Below are 16,329 nucleotides of genomic sequence, written 5' to 3'. Positions count from 1 at the left end.
TTATTAGGAGGAATAAACAATGGGATACAATGCCGGTTCTTACGATGTCATAGTAATCGGTGCAGGTCATGCAGGATGTGAAGCTGGTCTTGCGGCAGCACGAATGGGCTCCAAAACATTAATGTTAACAATTAATTTAGATATGGTAGCGTTTATGCCATGTAACCCTTCTGTTGGTGGACCAGCAAAAGGGATTGTTGTTCGTGAAATTGATGCCTTAGGCGGAGAAATGGGACGCAACATCGATAAAACACATATTCAAATGCGTATGTTAAATACGGGTAAAGGGCCAGCTGTACGCGCGCTTCGAGCACAAGCAGATAAGTTCTCTTACCAGCATGAATTAAAGAAAACAATTGAAGAAACACCAAACTTAACTTTGTTCCAAGGAATGGTAGAGCGTTTAATCGTTGAAGATGGCGAATGTAAAGGAGTAGTTACGCAAGCTGGAGCTGAATATACAGCAAAAACAGTTGTAATTACGACTGGTACGTTTTTACGCGGCGAGATTATTATGGGAGAGTTAAAATATTCGAGCGGACCAAATAATCAACAACCATCTATTACTTTATCGGAACATTTAGAGGAGCTTGGATTTGATCTTGTTAGATTTAAAACAGGTACACCTCCGCGTGTAAATAGTAATACGATTGATTATAGTAAAACAGAAATTCAGCCAGGTGATGATAAACCAAGATCTTTCTCGTTTGAAACGACAAAATTTATTACGGATCAAATTCCATGTTGGCTAACGTATACAAGTACGGAAACACATCGTTTAATAGATGACAATTTACATCGCTCAGCTATGTATTCTGGTATGATTAAGGGAACGGGTCCTAGATATTGTCCTTCAATTGAAGACAAAGTAGTAAGGTTTAATGATAAACCACGTCATCAAATTTTCTTAGAGCCAGAAGGACGTAATACACAAGAAGTGTACGTACAAGGTTTATCTACAAGCTTACCAGAAGACGTACAGCGTGATATGCTTAGAACAATCCCTGGTCTAGAAAATGTTGAAATGATGCGTACAGGTTATGCAATTGAATATGATGCAATTGTGCCAACGCAACTATGGCCAACACTTGAAACGAAAAAAATTAAAAATTTATATACAGCAGGACAAATTAACGGAACTTCTGGTTACGAAGAGGCAGCAGGACAAGGGCTTATGGCCGGAATTAATGCAGCATGTCGTTCTTTAGGTAAAAAAGAAGTTATTTTAGGCCGTGAGGATGCTTATATCGGTGTTTTAATTGATGATCTTGTAACGAAAGGGACAAATGAACCGTATCGTTTATTAACGTCCCGTGCAGAATATCGTCTATTATTACGCCACGATAATGCAGATCTTCGTTTAACTGAAGTTGGTCGTGAAATTGGATTAATTAAAGAAGATCGCTATGAGCGATTTACAAATAAAAAATTACAAATTGAACAGGAAAAGGAACGTTTAAGCAGCATTATTATTAAACCGCGTCCTGAAGTTCAGGAGTTAATTCGAAGTATTGGTGGAAGTGAATTAAAAGATGGAATACGTGCAAGTGACTTATTACGTCGTCCGGAGATGACATATGAGCATATTCATCTTTTAGTACCAAGTGAAGTAGAATTAAGTGATGAAGTTACAGAACAAGTTGAAATTCAGATTAAGTACGAAGGCTATATCGAAAAATCTTTACAGCAAGTAGAGCGTATGAAGAAAATGGAAAACAAAAAAATCCCTGAGGATATTGATTACGATGCAATTTCTAGTCTTGCCTCTGAAGCTAGACAGAAATTGAAAGATGTTCGTCCGCTATCAATGGGGCAGGCTTCACGTATTTCTGGTGTAAATCCAGCGGATATTTCCATTTTACTTGTGTATATCGAACAAGGAAAAATTGCGCGAGTATCGAACCAATAAATAGTAAGGAGATATTGTTAGATGAACATAGAACAATTTCAATCTATGCTAGAAGAGAAGGGGATCACCCTCTCTTCTAGACAGTTAGAGCAGTTCGAAATCTACTTCGAAACATTAGTAGAGTGGAATGAAAAAATGAACTTAACGGCTATTACGGAGAAAGAGGAAGTATATTTAAAACACTTTTTTGATTCCATTACAGCTGCTTTTTACTATGATTTTTCAAAACCATTCTCAATTTGTGATGTTGGCGCAGGAGCTGGATTCCCAAGTATTCCTTTAAAAATTTGTTTCCCGCACTTAAAGGTGACAATTGTAGACTCATTACAAAAACGTATTAATTTCTTAAATCATCTAGCACAAAAGTTAGAATTAAGTGACGTTGCATTTTGTCACGATCGTGCTGAAACATTTGGAAAAAAAGAAGGTGTACGTGAATCGTACGATATTGTAATGGCACGTGCAGTTGCACGTCTTTCGGTATTAAGCGAGCTATGTTTACCACTTGTAAAAGTTGGGGGAACATTTATTGCAATGAAAGGTGCCGCAGCAAACGAAGAAATTGAAAATGGCAAGTATGCTTTAGAGGTGCTAGGCGGGGATCTAAAAGAAATGTCTACGTTCCAATTACCGTTTGAAGAAAGTGAACGTAATATTTTATTAATCGAGAAAAAACGCAAGACACCAAAGAAATATCCACGCAAACCAGGAACACCCAATAAATTACCTATTGAAAAATAAATCTTATTAGACGTAAGATTAAATTATATAAATGAAAACGTAAATGTTTCATAGGAAACATTTTATGGAGAATAGTCAATAGGCCTAAAAGGTGGTGGAATATGTATGAAAAATACGTTTTCTCGTTTATTTGGCTTTGGAGATAAAGAGAGCGAATTCGAATTACAAGACGAAAGCCATGAAGAAATAGATAAAAAGGTATATGAAGAAATACAAGAAATTCCGATAGTAAATATTACCCCTAACCGTTATCAACCACGAACAGTTTTTGATGATGCGCGTATTGAGGAACTAGCATTAACGATTCGTACACACGGACTTATTCAGCCAATTGTTGTGAGGCAATATGAGGATGATAAGTACGAGATTATTGCTGGAGAAAGGCGTTTCCGTGCGGCAACAAAGTTAGGATGGGAAAAGGTTCCTGCAATTATAAAGAACTTAAATGATACAGAAACAGCTTCTGTAGCTTTAATTGAAAACTTGCAACGTGAGGAACTAACAGCAATCGAGGAAGCTGTGGCATATCAAAAGCTAATTGAGTTACATAATTTAACACAAGAAGCATTGGCACAACGACTTGGAAAAGGACAATCCACAATCGCAAATAAGTTGCGATTGTTAAAGTTGCCTGAAGAAATAAAAAATGCGCTATTAGAAAAAAGCATTACAGAACGCCATGCCCGCGCGCTTATTCCTTTAAAGAATGAGGAATTACAACTGAAGGTTTTACAGGAAATTGTGGAGAAACAACTGAATGTAAAGCAAACAGAGGAACGAATTTCGAAATTATTAGAGGAAGCAAAACCGAAGCGTAAGGCAAAGCAAAAAGCAGTAAGCCGAGATACAAGAATTGCCATGAATACAATTAGGCAGTCATTACAAATGGTTGCTGACAGTGGTTTAAATGTTAATTCTGAGGAAGAGGAATTTGATGAGTACTATCAAATTACAATCCAAATTCCTAAGAAAAAATAATAATGGCGTGTTAGAGACCTGATCCTATTGGATAGGTCTCTTTTACTATATTTTCTTATTAGAGGAAGAAGGAGTTTACAAATAAATTTTGAAGTTTAATAAGGACGTAAAAGAAAAACTTTTATTTCATGTTACAATAAACGTAATTGTTACTAGAATAAGATAGAAAGGTTGAAAGTAGGTGACATCATGGGAAAAATCATTGCTATTGCCAATCAAAAAGGTGGCGTTGGAAAAACAACAACATCTGTTAATTTAGGGGCTGGATTGGCACAAGTAGGTAAAAAGGTCCTTCTTGTAGATATTGACGCTCAAGGAAATGCAACGACTGGTGTGGGAATTGAAAAATCTGAATTAGATCAATGTATTTACAATGTCCTTGTGGAAGATGCAGATGTTCAAGGGGTTATACGTAAAACCGCAACTGAAAACTTAGATGTTCTACCCGCTACAATTCAATTGGCAGGTGCTGAAATTGAATTGGTACCGACTATTTCCCGGGAAGTACGTTTGCAAAGGGCATTACAGCCAATTCGTGATGAATACGATTATATTATTATCGACTGTCCTCCATCTTTAGGGTTGTTAACGATTAATGCATTAACAGCAGCAGACTCTGTTATTATTCCTGTTCAATGCGAATATTACGCGCTAGAAGGGTTAAGCCAGCTATTAAATACAGTTCGACTTGTGCAAAAGCACTTAAATAAAAATCTAGCAATCCAAGGTGTATTGCTAACAATGTTAGATGCCCGTACAAATTTAGGGATTCAGGTTATAGATGAAGTGAAAAAATACTTTAGGGATAAAGTATACCGTTCGATTATTCCTCGTAATGTTCGTTTAAGTGAGGCACCAAGTCATGGGAAACCAATTATGCAGTATGACGCTAAATCAAGAGGGGCAGAAGTATATATAGATTTAGCAGAGGAAGTGATTGCAGGTGGCTAAAGGATTAGGAAGAGGAATCAATGTGTTTTTTCCTGATTTAGATGTGAAAGAAGAAGAGACAATTCAGGAGATTATGATAACTGAATTAAGACCGAATCCATATCAACCACGTAAACACTTTAATAAAGAGGCGATTCAAGAATTATCGGCTTCTATTAAAGAGCACGGCATATTACAACCGTTAATTGCTAGAAAGAGTATTAAAGGATATGAAATTGTTGCAGGTGAAAGAAGGTATCGTGCTGCTAAAGAGGCTGGATTCGAAAAGGTACCTGCTGTTGTAAGACAATTAAGTGAGCAGCAAATGATGGAGTTTGCACTGCTTGAAAACTTACAACGAGAAGATTTAAATCCAATGGAAGAAGCAATGGCATACCAAATGTTAATGAATGAGCTAAATGTAACGCAAGAACAATTAGCAAAACGTCTTGGTAAGAGTAGACCTTACATTGCAAACTATACGCGGTTATTAAGCCTCCCTTCTTTTGTGCAAGATATGATTGCAAACGGTCAACTTTCAATGGCTCATGGGCGAACTTTACTTACGATAAAAGATGAAGAACAATTGAAATCTTTACTGAAACGAATTGAAAAAGAAGGATTAAATGTTCGTCAATTAGAGAAAATTGTTCAGGAGATTAATCAACGCGTTTCACGTGAAACAAAACAAGTGAAAAAAGAGAGAAATATATTTTTCGTAGAACACGAAACGTTTTTAAGAGAAAAGTTTGGCACAGATGTGAAAATTAAAGAAACGAAAAAAGAAAAAGGTAAAATCGAAATTGAATTTTTCAATAAAGAGGATTTAAATCGTATTTTAGAATTATTAGCACAGAAAAACTAAAAAGCAAACCATCTTATTATTTATAGATGGTTTGCCTTTTTTAATACAGATAATTTTTGATCTGTTTCTTTTATACTTTGTGCAATTACATCAGCCATTTTCATGACTAAACTTAATCTTGTATTTTGCAGGACGAAAAACTCCATAAAACCGTTTAGATTTACGATGCCATGAATATGTAAATCACCAACTGCAGGTAATTTCTTATTCATCGCAGCTCCAGGTTTACTAGGCCCCATTCCGGTAGTGATAGAACCGATACTTTGAGATTTTCCTAAACAGGCATCAACCGCAATTATAAACGAGGTAGGATTATCTTTCTGTATATTCTGAATCCTCTCTTCTAAATTTAGTGCATGGACTGGCTCATCTAGTGTGCCGAACACTTGGAAGTTTGTAATTCCTACTTGTTCTAGTTTTGTACCGACTAACGGACCGAGTGCATCACCTGTAGAACGATCTGTTCCGATACAAACGAGAATAATTGGTATATGGGTTTTAATAGGGATGTGGGAAAGTAAGAAGTTACTAATTATCTCGGAGGCTTCTAAATCTTGGTGCATAACATTTTGAGTTTCTTTTTCGAAAAAAGGTAAGCGAAAACTTCCAATATTCATGAAGCACCCATCCTTTTAATAAATTTTCAAAATATGTTATATGGTGAGTAAAATGGAAAACTATAAGTGCGTACTTGCTGTAAAACTTAAGCGAAAACGGAAATAATAGTACTAGTATATATATATTCGTTCCATTTTATACCTGTATGGAAGTTAACAAATACAATTAAAGTCATAAAAATTTTTCAGCAATTAGGAGACTTCTGATACAATAAGAAGGATAACTAAAAAGAAATTTTGGCTGGAGAGGTAGAGGTACATGGATTTATTAACGAAGTGGTTTAATTCTACGAAACAGTATTTATTAGATGCTGATCGTTGGGCAGATATTGGAATTGCGACATTAAAAATATGTATCATTTTAACAATTGGTGCAATTGTAGTGAGAATTGCAAGAGCGGTTGTACGAAATGCGTTTCGTATGGGAAGTCGTTCTCCAATTCAAATTTCAGAACGTCGTACAGTTACAGTAGCAAAGTTACTTGAAAATATCGTGGCATACGTTGTTATGTTCATTATGTTAATTGCGATTTTAGGTGTGTTTAATATTAATGCATCAGGTTTATTAGCCGGTGCCGGGGTAATTGGTTTGGCAGTCGGGTTTGGTGCACAAAGTTTAGTGAAAGATGTTATTACAGGGTTATTTATCTTGCTAGAAGATCAATTTTCAGTAGGAGACTATGTAAAAATTGGTCAGTTTGAAGGAGTCGTTTTAGAAATTGGACTTCGTACAACGAAAGTAAAGAGTTGGACAGGCGAAATTCATACTTTACCAAATGGAAGTATCGTTCAAGTTACGAACTACTCAGTTAGTAATAGTGTAGCATTTGTTGATGTATCCATTTCGTATGAGGCTGACATAGCGAAAGCAGAGCAAGTCATTGAAGAGTTATTAGAAGAATTACCTGCACAGTACACGCAAATGGTAACAACGCCTCAGTTATTAGGTGTGCAAACATTGGCTGCATCAGAAGTTATATTACGCGTTATCGCGGAAGTAGAGCCAATGCAACATGCAGTTATTGCAAGAGCACTTCGTAAGGAAATTAAAAATCGTCTAGATTTACATGGTATTGAAATTCCATATCCACGTATGGTTTTATATAATCGTGAAGAATTGGTGAGTGGAAAAGCAATTTAGTATAGAGAGGGGTTTGGAGAATGGAGCAAAAGCAATATAACTTGTACGATGTTGTGGAAATGAAGAAAGCCCACCCATGTGGTGAGAATCGATGGAAGATTATTCGTATGGGAATGGATATCCGCATTAAGTGCGAGGGATGTGACCATTCAGTAATGATTCCTCGAAGAGAATTTGATCGTAAGGTAAAAAAAATACTTGTGAAGCACGAAGAATAGAGAGAAAGTAACAGTTGCAATGGGTAGCTGTTACTTTTTTTCGTTTGGAGGAAACTTGTCATTTTTTTCGTTACTATCTATAATGATGAAAGATTGAGACATAGGAGTGAAAAATATGGGATTAACGGCTGGGATTGTTGGATTACCTAACGTAGGGAAGTCAACTTTATTTAATGCAATTACACAAGCAGGAGCAGAATCTGCAAACTATCCATTCTGTACAATTGATCCAAACGTAGGGATTGTAGAAGTACCAGATGAGCGTTTAAATAAATTAACGGAATTAGTAGAACCGAAAAAAACTGTTCCGACTGTATTTGAGTTTACTGATATTGCGGGTATCGTAAAAGGTGCTAGTAAAGGTGAAGGATTAGGAAATAAATTCTTATCTCACATTCGCCAAGTAGATGCGATTTGCCAAGTTGTTCGTTGTTTTGAAGACGAAAATATTACGCACGTTTCAGGGAAAGTAGATCCGATTGATGATATTGAAACAATCAACTTAGAGCTAATTTTAGCGGATCTAGAATCTGTTGATAAGCGTATCGAGCGTGTTGCGAAATTAGCAAGACAAAAAGATAAAGAAGCAGTATACGAGCATGAAATTTTAGTTCGCTTAAAAGAAGCTTTTGAAGAGGGAAAACCGGCTCGTACTGTTGAATTTACAGAAGAGCAAATGAAAATCGTTAAAGGCCTTCATTTACTTACAACGAAAGAAATGCTATACGTAGCAAACGTAAGTGAAGATGATGTTATGGATCCTTCTGAAAACAAATACGTAAAAATGGTAAAAGAATTTGCTGCAAATGAAAATTCTCAAGTAATCGTTGTATGTGCAAAAATCGAAGAAGAAATCGCTGAACTAGACGAGGAAGAGAAAAAAGTATTCCTTGAAGAACTAGGCATTGAAGAATCTGGTTTAGATCAATTAATTCGTGCTGCATACAATTTATTAGGACTTGCTACTTACTTCACAGCTGGCGTACAAGAAGTACGTGCATGGACGTTCAAACAAGGTATGAAAGCACCGCAATGTGCGGGCGTAATTCATACAGACTTCGAGCGTGGATTTATTCGTGCGGAAACAGTTTCTTATGAAGACTTAATGACAAACGGTTCTATGACAGCTGCAAAAGAAGCTGGTAAAGTTCGTTTAGAAGGAAAAGAGTATATCGTAAAAGACGGAGACGTTATGCACTTCCGCTTCAACGTTTAATTTAATATTTCCTAGGAAAAATTAAGATATAAGCTTGGCAAATATATTATGTGTTTGCCAAGTTTTTTATGTATGGGTGAGTTGATTCATCTAACTTACTATGATATAATCTAAACTCGTGAGTAATTACTATAAATTAATTGCTCCTTGCCCATTACGGGCCGTTTAGACCAAAAGGAGGTGAAAGTGTAATGAGAAAGTACGAAATTATGTACATCATTCGTCCTGGCGTTGAAGAAGAAGCTCAAAAAGCTTTAGTTGAACGTTTTGCAGGTGTTTTAACAAACAATGGTGCAGAAATCATTAACACGAAAGAGTGGGGTAAGCGTCGTTTAGCTTACGAAATCAACGACTTACGTGAAGGTTTCTACATGATCTTAAACGTGAAATCTAACGCAGAAGCGATTAACGAATTCGACCGTTTAGCTAAGATCAACGAAGACATCCTTCGTCATATCGTTGTTAAAGAAGAAGAAAAATAATTGATATATAAGGGAGAGTGGTTCGATTGATGAATCGTGTTATCCTCGTTGGTCGTTTAACTAAGGACCCTGACTTACGTTACACGCCCAATGGTGTTGCAGTAGCTACTTTTACGTTAGCTGTGAATCGCGCATTTGCGAATCAACAAGGTGAGCGTGAAGCTGACTTTATTAATTGTGTAATATGGCGTAAACAAGCAGAGAACGTAGCAAATTATTTGAAAAAAGGTAGCTTAGCAGGCGTAGATGGACGTCTTCAAACTCGTAATTACGAGGGACAAGATGGTAAACGTGTATATGTAACAGAAGTTCTTGCGGAAAGCGTACAATTTTTAGAGCCGCGTAATGGCGGTGGGGAGCAACGTGGTTCATTTAATCAGCAACCATCAGGAGCTGGTTTCGGTAACCAAAGCTCTAACCCATTTGGTCAATCTAGTAATTCAGGCAACCAAGGTAACCAAGGGAACTCTGGATTTACGAAGAATGACGATCCATTTTCAAATGTAGGTCAACCGATCGACATTTCCGACGACGATTTACCGTTCTAATACAGTAAATTTGTTAGTTTTAACAAAGAATGGAGGGAAATAGACATGGCAGGACGCAAAGGTGGACGTGCGAAACGTCGTAAGGTGTGTTTCTTCACAGCTAACGGCATCACTCGCATCGATTATAAAGATGTTGATTTATTAAAACGTTTCGTTTCTGAGCGTGGTAAAATTTTACCTCGTCGTGTAACAGGAACAAGCGCAAAATACCAACGCAAACTTACAGTTGCAATTAAACGTGCTCGTCAAATGGCACTTTTACCATATGTTGGTGAATAATAGCGTATGAAATGCACAGTAGAGTCGGACTCTACTGTGCATTTTGCTATGCTTTTCTTTTTTGAAAGAGAGGTTAGATGATGAAAAATACGAAATTTATTACTGAGGGTGCAGCGTTGTTAGCAATATATGCAATGCTATTGCTTATATCTATGTATGTTCCGATTTTAGGCACGGTCGTAACGTTTGCGTTGCCGTTGCCATTTATATTGCTAACGATAAGATATAAAATATCTAATGCCTTTGTAATTTTTACGGCAGCGCTTTTTATTACTGTTATTGTCAGTCAACCGATGAACCTAGTAAAGACAACTATGTTTGGATTAATAGGTATCGTTTTAGGATATATGTATAAAAAACAAAAGAAGCCAGTAGAAATTTTGATGGCAGGGACGCTTGCGTACTTAATTGGTATTATGCTCATTTATGTTGCGAGTATAAAGTTTTTTAACATAGATTTAATGAAGCAAATGCAAAATATGTTTAATGAAAGTATGGCGCAAAGTGAAAAGATAGTTAATGCTGCGGGTATGCCTATTAGTAAAGAACAAAAAGAGTTATTTGCACAATTTAATGATGTATTACAAACATTATTCCCAAGTTTACTTGTCATGGTCTCGGTATGTTTTTCTTGGATTACAGTTATGATATCAGGTAGTGTTTTGAGAAAGCTAAAGCATGACGTTATACATTGGCCTAAATTTAAAGATATACAATTACCAAAGAGTATTGTTTGGTATTACGTTATATTTATTTTGCTATCAACTTTTATAAAAGTTGAACCGACATCATATTTACATATGGTATTTTCTAACCTATATGTCATATTTGCGTTACTACTAGTACTGCAAGGCCTGACATTTATCGCTTTTCTAGCGCATAGCAAAGGTTTTACGAAAGGGGTTCCCATTATTAGTTTTATTGCCTGCATGTTTATCCCGATGCTGTTTCCTCTTGTGACAATCTTAGGTATAATTGATTTAGGGATTTCATTGCGTTCTAAAATAGGAGGATAAAGTAATATTCCTTATACTATTTTAATCTGTTTAACTAACTGGAAGGTGAGTTAGTTTTACTTTATAGGAGTTGTATACATGCCTGAATTTTATAAGAAACAGTGGTTTTTATATCCTGTTTACGTATTGGCATTTTTTGTGTTTGTGCTCATTTCAATCCTCTGTTATTTTCATTTAATGATGGGGATAGTCGCCTTTTTTATTTTTTGTATTGTACTTTTTGTTGTTGTACGATTTGAACTTACCTTTCAAAAGAACTTTGAAAAACATACGACAGAGATGATTACAAGGGTAAAGAAAGTGAGTAATGAGGCATTTAACCAAATGCCGATTGGTATTTTGTTATACAATAAGGATTATGGGATTGATTGGGCGAATCCTTATTTATCTTCATGCCTAGGACAGCATGCATTAGCTGGATGGCACCTTTATGATGTATCAGAAACGTTACTTCTTTTTATTAAGGGAGAAACTTCTGACGATATAGTCTCTTTAAATAATCGAAAGTTTCGTGTCTTTGTAAGGAAAGAAGAAAAGTTGATTTATTTCTTTGATGTAACGGAACAAACAGAGATTGAAAAGATGTACGAAGATCAACGCACTGTTTTAGCTGTCATTTATTTAGACAATTATGATGAAGTTACACAAGGGTTAGATGATCAATTACGTACGAATATAACAAGTCTTGTAACATCAAGACTAAATGAATGGGCCGTTAAGTATGGGGCGTATTTAAAACGTGCATCTTCAGAAAGATTCTTCGTTGTGTTAAATGAAAGTATTTTAGCGCAGATGGAGAAAGGGAAATTTAGCATTTTAGATCAAGTGCGTGAAGAAACATCTAAAAGAAATATACCACTCACCTTAAGTGTAGGTGTCGGTTCAGGTGATTTACCTTTATCAGAACTTGGAGCAATGGCTCAGTCCGGCTTAGACCTTGCACTTGGCCGCGGTGGAGATCAAGTAGCTATTAAGCAAGCAACAGGTAAAGTTAAGTTTTATGGTGGTAAGACAAATCCGGTAGAAAAACGTACTCGTGTACGTGCTAGAGTTATTTCACACGCATTAAAGGATTTAGTATTAGAAAGTAGTAACGTCATTATAATGGGGCATAGGGCTCCAGATATGGATGCAATTGGTGCTGCGATTGGTATTTTAAAGGTAGCGCAATTAAATGAGCGCAAAGGATATATTGTGCTAGATGAAAATGATTCTGATAAGGGAATTAAGCGTTTAATGGATAAAGTGAAACAAAATGAAGAGTTATGGTCTCACTTTATTACACCAGAACAAGCGATGGAATTTGCAAATGATGATTCATTACTTGTTGTTGTTGATACGCATAAACCTTCAATGGTGATGGAAGAAAAGCTGTTACGCAAGATTGAAAATGTAGTTGTTATTGACCATCATCGCCGAGGAGAAGATTTTATTGAAGATCCATTGCTTGTTTACATGGAGCCATACGCTTCTTCCACGGCAGAACTTGTTACAGAATTACTTGAATATCAACCGAAAAATTTAAAAATGACAATGTTAGAAGCGACAGCGTTGTTAGCAGGTATTATTGTTGATACGAAAAGCTTTACATTCCGGACAGGTGCTCGTACGTTTGATGCCGCTTCTTATTTACGCTCACATGGTGCAGATACTGTACTTGTACAAGAGCTGTTAAAAGAAGATATGGATCAGTATTTACGGGTTGCAAAAGCTATTAAAAATGCGTACATTTATACAAATGGAATTGCGATTGCGAAAGTTGATAGTGATGATTACTACGATCAAGTGCTTATTGCACAATCAGCGGACACATTATTAACAATGACAGGAATTATTGCGTCATTTGTTATTGCAAAACGTGGTGAGAATTTCATTGGAATTAGCGGCAGATCTTTAGGTGAAGTGAATGTGCAGCTAATTATGGAAAATTTAGGCGGTGGTGGGCATTTAACGAATGCAGCTACACAAATGAAAAATGTTACAGTAGATGAAGCTGAGGAGAAGCTTCGATTTGTTATTGATGACTATTTACAGGGAGGCACACAATCATGAAAGTAATTTTTCTAAAAGACGTAAAAGGTAAAGGGAAAAAAGGAGAAGTAAAAAACGTACCAGATGGCTATGCAAATAACTTCTTACTAAAACAAGGATTAGCTGCTGAAGCGACAAATAGCAGTATGAAAACTTTAGAAGCTCAAAAGCGTAAAGAAGAAAAAGATGCAGCAGCAGAGCTTGAAAGTGCAAAACAATTAAAAGAAACGTTAGAGAAACTAACTGTAGAATTAAAGGCTAAATCTGGAGAAGGTGGCCGTCTATTCGGTTCAATCACAAGTAAACAAATCGTAGATGCGATGCAAAAATCACACAAGATTAAACTTGATAAGCGTAAATTTGAAATGGATGATGCGATTCGTGCATTAGGCTATACAAATGTTACTGTGAAATTGCATCCGCAAGTAACAGCAACAGTAAAAGTTCATGTTAGTGAACAATAAAAATAAGTTAAGCAAGGAGGATTGCGTATGAGTGATGTAATGGCTGATCGTACCCCTCCGCATAATATAGAAGCTGAGCAGGCAGTCTTAGGTGCTATATTGATTGATCAGGATGCGTTAACGTCAGCATCGGAACTATTGGTACCTGACTCATTTTATCGAACGAAACATCAAAAGATTTTTGAAGTCATGCTTGGATTGTCTGATAAGGGGGAGCCAATCGACTTAGTAATGATGACGTCAGCGATGGCTGATCAAGGGTTATTAGAAGAAGTTGGTGGGGTTTCTTACTTAGCAGAATTAGCAGAAGTTGTTCCGACCGCTGCTAACGTAGAGTATTATGCACGAATCATCGCTGAAAAAGCGTTGTTACGTCGTTTAATTCGAACAGCGACTCATATTGTGTCTGATGGATATGAGAGAGAAGACGATGTGGATGGTCTATTAAATGAGGCTGAGAAAAAAATATTAGAAGTATCACATCAAACGAATGCGAAGGCATTCCAAAATATTAAAGACGTTCTTGTAGATGCTTACGATAAAATCGAACTTTTGCATAATCAAAAAGGTGAAGTTACCGGGATACCAACTGGGTTTACTGAATTAGATAAGATGACGGCAGGGTTCCAGCGAAATGATTTAATCATCGTGGCGGCACGTCCATCGGTAGGAAAAACGGCATTTTCATTAAATATCGCACAAAACGTAGCGACGAAAACGGATGAAAATGTCGCGATTTTTAGTCTAGAGATGGGTGCTGATCAGCTAGTTATGCGTATGCTTTGTGCAGAAGGAAATATCGATGCACAAAGACTTCGTACTGGATCATTAACTTCTGATGATTGGGCGAAATTAACGATGGCAATGGGTAGCCTTTCTAATGCTGGTATCTATATTGATGATACACCAGGTATTAAAGTAAATGAGATTCGAGCGAAATGTCGTAGATTAAAACAAGAACAGGGTCTTGGTATGATCTTGATTGACTACTTACAGCTTATTCAAGGAAGCGGGAAATCAGGAGAGAACCGTCAGCAGGAAGTATCTGAGATTTCTCGTACACTAAAAGGGATTGCACGTGAATTGCAAGTACCTGTTATTGCCTTGTCGCAGTTATCTCGTGGTGTAGAATCTCGTCAAGATAAACGTCCGATGATGTCTGATATTCGTGAGTCGGGAAGTATCGAGCAGGATGCTGATATCGTAGCCTTCTTATATCGTGAAGATTACTATGACCGAGAAACGGAAAATAAAAATACGATTGAAATTATTATTGCAAAGCAGCGTAACGGTCCTGTAGGTTCCGTAGAACTCGCATTCGTTAAAGAGTTCAATAAGTTCGTTAACTTAGAACGTCGCTTCGAGGATGGACATGCGCCGCCTGCATAAGGCTAGTATAAAAAAGAAACACATTTCTTATAATAAGATGTGTTTCTTTTTTTTACGGGAAAGATAAGGCTTTCATAATGTGAAAAATATAATTCTTACGAACGAAAATGTTTTTTTATAAAAAAATGTTCGCTTTTTGGTTGACTTCTTTTTCGGTTTTGGTACAATTATATTGTTTGAATAGATCGTTTGAAAATTGCGGAGGTGCTTTAATAATGTCTTCAGTAGTAGTTGTAGGAACACAATGGGGCGACGAAGGAAAAGGTAAAATCACTGATTTTCTTTCTGAGCATGCGGAAGTAGTTGCAAGATATCAAGGTGGAAATAACGCAGGACATACAATTGTATTCGGCGGGGTTAAATATAAATTACACTTAATTCCATCTGGTATTTTCTATAAAGAAAAAATTTGTGTAATCGGAAACGGCTTAGTAGTAGATCCGAAAGCGTTACTTGAAGAGTTAAAATACTTACACGATCGTGGTGTAAGTACTGATAATTTACGCGTAAGTAACCGTGCGCACGTTATTTTACCTTATCACTTAAAACAAGATGAGTTAGAAGAAGCAAGTAAAGGTGATGACAAAATCGGTACAACGAAAAAAGGTATCGGTCCTGCATATATGGACAAAGCTGCTCGTATTGGTATTCGTATGGCTGATCTTTTAGACCGTGAAGCATTTAAAGAGAAGCTTGAGCGCAATTTAGCACAAAAAAATCGCTTATTTGAAAAAATGTACGATACAGAAGGTTTCAGTGTAGAAGAAATCTTCGAAGAGTACTTCGAGTACGGACAACAAATCGCGCAATATGTATGTGATACGTCTGTTGTATTAAATGATGCATTAGATAACAATCACCGTGTATTATTTGAAGGTGCACAAGGTGTTATGCTTGATATCGACCACGGTACGTACCCATTCGTTACATCTTCTAACCCGATTGCTGGTGGTGTAACAGTTGGAACTGGAGTTGGTCCTGCGAAAGTTACTCGCGTTGTAGGTGTATGTAAAGCATATACAAGCCGCGTTGGTGATGGTCCATTCCCTACTGAGCTTCATGATGAAATTGGTCATCAAATTCGTGAAGTTGGTCGTGAGTATGGAACGACAACTGGTCGTCCACGCCGCGTAGGTTGGTTCGATAGCGTTGTTGTAAGACATGCACGTCGTGTTAGTGGTTTAACAGATCTATCATTAAACTCTATCGACGTTCTAACTGGTATTCCAACTCTTAAAATTTGTGTTGCTTACAAATGCGATGGCGAAGTTATCGATGAAGTTCCAGCAAACTTAAACATTTTAGCGAAATGTGAGCCTGTATACGAAGAGCTTCCAGGTTGGACAGAAGATATTACTGGTGTAAGATCATTAGACGAGCTTCCTGAAAATGCACGAAAATACGTAGAACGTGTTTCTGAATTAACAGGAATTCAATTATCTATGTTCTCAGTTGGACCAGATCGTAACCAAACAAATATCGTTCGTAACGTATACGAAGCTTAA

At 36.8% G+C, this 16,329-nt stretch carries 17 protein-coding genes; 16 read left to right on the top strand and 1 reads right to left on the bottom strand.

Annotated elements, in window-relative coordinates; genetic code table 11:
- Positions 1-19: 19 nt before the first annotated feature.
- The 5 genes from mnmG (at position 20) to spo0J (ending at position 5,423) form a co-directional block, all read left to right on the top strand.
- Entirely contained in the window at positions 20-1,909 is a 1,890-nt protein-coding gene (gene mnmG, locus AC3WVA_RS08765; protein ID WP_048527922.1) for a tRNA uridine-5-carboxymethylaminomethyl(34) synthesis enzyme MnmG, read from the top strand.
- A gap of 21 nt (positions 1,910-1,930) precedes the next feature.
- Positions 1,931-2,650 (top strand): 16S rRNA (guanine(527)-N(7))-methyltransferase RsmG, encoded by a 720-nt coding sequence (gene rsmG, locus AC3WVA_RS08760; RefSeq protein ID WP_001019622.1) that lies wholly within the window; start codon positions 1,931-1,933, stop codon positions 2,648-2,650.
- A gap of 105 nt (positions 2,651-2,755) precedes the next feature.
- Positions 2,756-3,628: a nucleoid occlusion protein gene (gene noc, locus AC3WVA_RS08755; RefSeq protein ID WP_071758540.1), complete on the top strand. Its 873-nt coding sequence runs from the start codon at positions 2,756-2,758 to the stop codon at positions 3,626-3,628.
- 189 nt (positions 3,629-3,817) lie between these two features.
- Positions 3,818-4,579: a sporulation initiation inhibitor protein Soj gene (gene soj, locus AC3WVA_RS08750; protein ID WP_002174509.1), complete on the top strand. Its 762-nt coding sequence runs from the start codon at positions 3,818-3,820 to the stop codon at positions 4,577-4,579.
- The gene (gene spo0J / locus AC3WVA_RS08745) at positions 4,572-5,423 is read left to right on the top strand and encodes a stage 0 sporulation protein Spo0J (protein ID WP_492321865.1); all 852 of its coding nucleotides are present in this window, start codon (positions 4,572-4,574) and stop codon (positions 5,421-5,423) included. The genes soj and spo0J overlap by 8 nt, the downstream gene beginning before the upstream one ends.
- A 20-nt stretch (positions 5,424-5,443) precedes the next feature.
- On the opposite strand, the gene yyaC is transcribed toward spo0J, so the two are convergent.
- Positions 5,444-6,040 carry a spore protease YyaC gene (gene yyaC, locus AC3WVA_RS08740; protein ID WP_098344627.1) on the bottom strand — a complete coding sequence of 199 codons (597 nt, stop codon included), beginning with the start codon at positions 6,038-6,040 and terminating at the stop codon, positions 5,444-5,446.
- Positions 6,041-6,299: 259 nt separating this feature from the next.
- On the opposite strand from yyaC, the gene AC3WVA_RS08735 reads away from it, so the two are divergent.
- The 11 genes from AC3WVA_RS08735 to AC3WVA_RS08685 all read left to right on the top strand — a co-directional run bounded on the left by AC3WVA_RS08735 (position 6,300) and on the right by AC3WVA_RS08685 (position 16,329).
- A complete protein-coding gene (locus AC3WVA_RS08735; RefSeq protein ID WP_048527925.1) occupies positions 6,300-7,181 on the top strand; it encodes a mechanosensitive ion channel family protein in 882 nt (293 codons plus the stop codon).
- A 20-nt stretch (positions 7,182-7,201) separates the two neighbouring features.
- Positions 7,202-7,399: a DUF951 domain-containing protein gene (locus AC3WVA_RS08730; RefSeq protein WP_000436051.1), complete on the top strand. Its 198-nt coding sequence runs from the start codon at positions 7,202-7,204 to the stop codon at positions 7,397-7,399.
- Between the two features lie 115 nt (positions 7,400-7,514).
- Positions 7,515-8,615, top strand: coding sequence for a redox-regulated ATPase YchF (gene ychF, locus AC3WVA_RS08725; RefSeq protein WP_048527926.1), 1,101 nt, complete (start codon positions 7,515-7,517; stop codon positions 8,613-8,615).
- A 191-nt stretch (positions 8,616-8,806) separates the two neighbouring features.
- Positions 8,807-9,097 (top strand): 30S ribosomal protein S6, encoded by a 291-nt coding sequence (gene rpsF, locus AC3WVA_RS08720; RefSeq protein WP_001233778.1) that lies wholly within the window; start codon positions 8,807-8,809, stop codon positions 9,095-9,097.
- A gap of 26 nt (positions 9,098-9,123) precedes the next feature.
- Positions 9,124-9,645 (top strand): single-stranded DNA-binding protein, encoded by a 522-nt coding sequence (gene ssb, locus AC3WVA_RS08715; RefSeq protein ID WP_000981967.1) that lies wholly within the window; start codon positions 9,124-9,126, stop codon positions 9,643-9,645.
- Positions 9,646-9,690: 45 nt separating this feature from the next.
- On the top strand, positions 9,691-9,924 hold the full coding sequence (gene rpsR, locus AC3WVA_RS08710) for a 30S ribosomal protein S18 (RefSeq protein ID WP_000918873.1): 234 nt from the start codon (positions 9,691-9,693) through the stop codon (positions 9,922-9,924).
- An 80-nt stretch (positions 9,925-10,004) separates the two neighbouring features.
- The gene (locus AC3WVA_RS08705) at positions 10,005-10,940 is read left to right on the top strand and encodes a YybS family protein (RefSeq protein WP_048527927.1); all 936 of its coding nucleotides are present in this window, start codon (positions 10,005-10,007) and stop codon (positions 10,938-10,940) included.
- Positions 10,941-11,018: 78 nt separating this feature from the next.
- The gene (locus tag AC3WVA_RS08700; protein WP_048527928.1) at positions 11,019-12,992 is read left to right on the top strand and encodes a DHH family phosphoesterase; all 1,974 of its coding nucleotides are present in this window, start codon (positions 11,019-11,021) and stop codon (positions 12,990-12,992) included.
- Positions 12,989-13,435 (top strand): 50S ribosomal protein L9, encoded by a 447-nt coding sequence (gene rplI, locus AC3WVA_RS08695; protein ID WP_000864235.1) that lies wholly within the window; start codon positions 12,989-12,991, stop codon positions 13,433-13,435. Before AC3WVA_RS08700 ends, rplI begins: the two co-directional genes overlap by 4 nt.
- A gap of 27 nt (positions 13,436-13,462) precedes the next feature.
- The gene (dnaB, locus tag AC3WVA_RS08690; RefSeq protein WP_001286244.1) at positions 13,463-14,824 is read left to right on the top strand and encodes a replicative DNA helicase; all 1,362 of its coding nucleotides are present in this window, start codon (positions 13,463-13,465) and stop codon (positions 14,822-14,824) included.
- A 215-nt stretch (positions 14,825-15,039) separates the two neighbouring features.
- Positions 15,040-16,329, top strand: coding sequence for an adenylosuccinate synthase (locus tag AC3WVA_RS08685; RefSeq protein WP_001977509.1), 1,290 nt, complete (start codon positions 15,040-15,042; stop codon positions 16,327-16,329).

It is taken from the genome of Bacillus sp. EB106-04-02-XG92, from assembly GCF_058791995.1.
The sequence above is the reverse complement of the archived record's forward strand: the minus strand, read 5'-3'. Positions and strand labels throughout refer to the sequence as shown.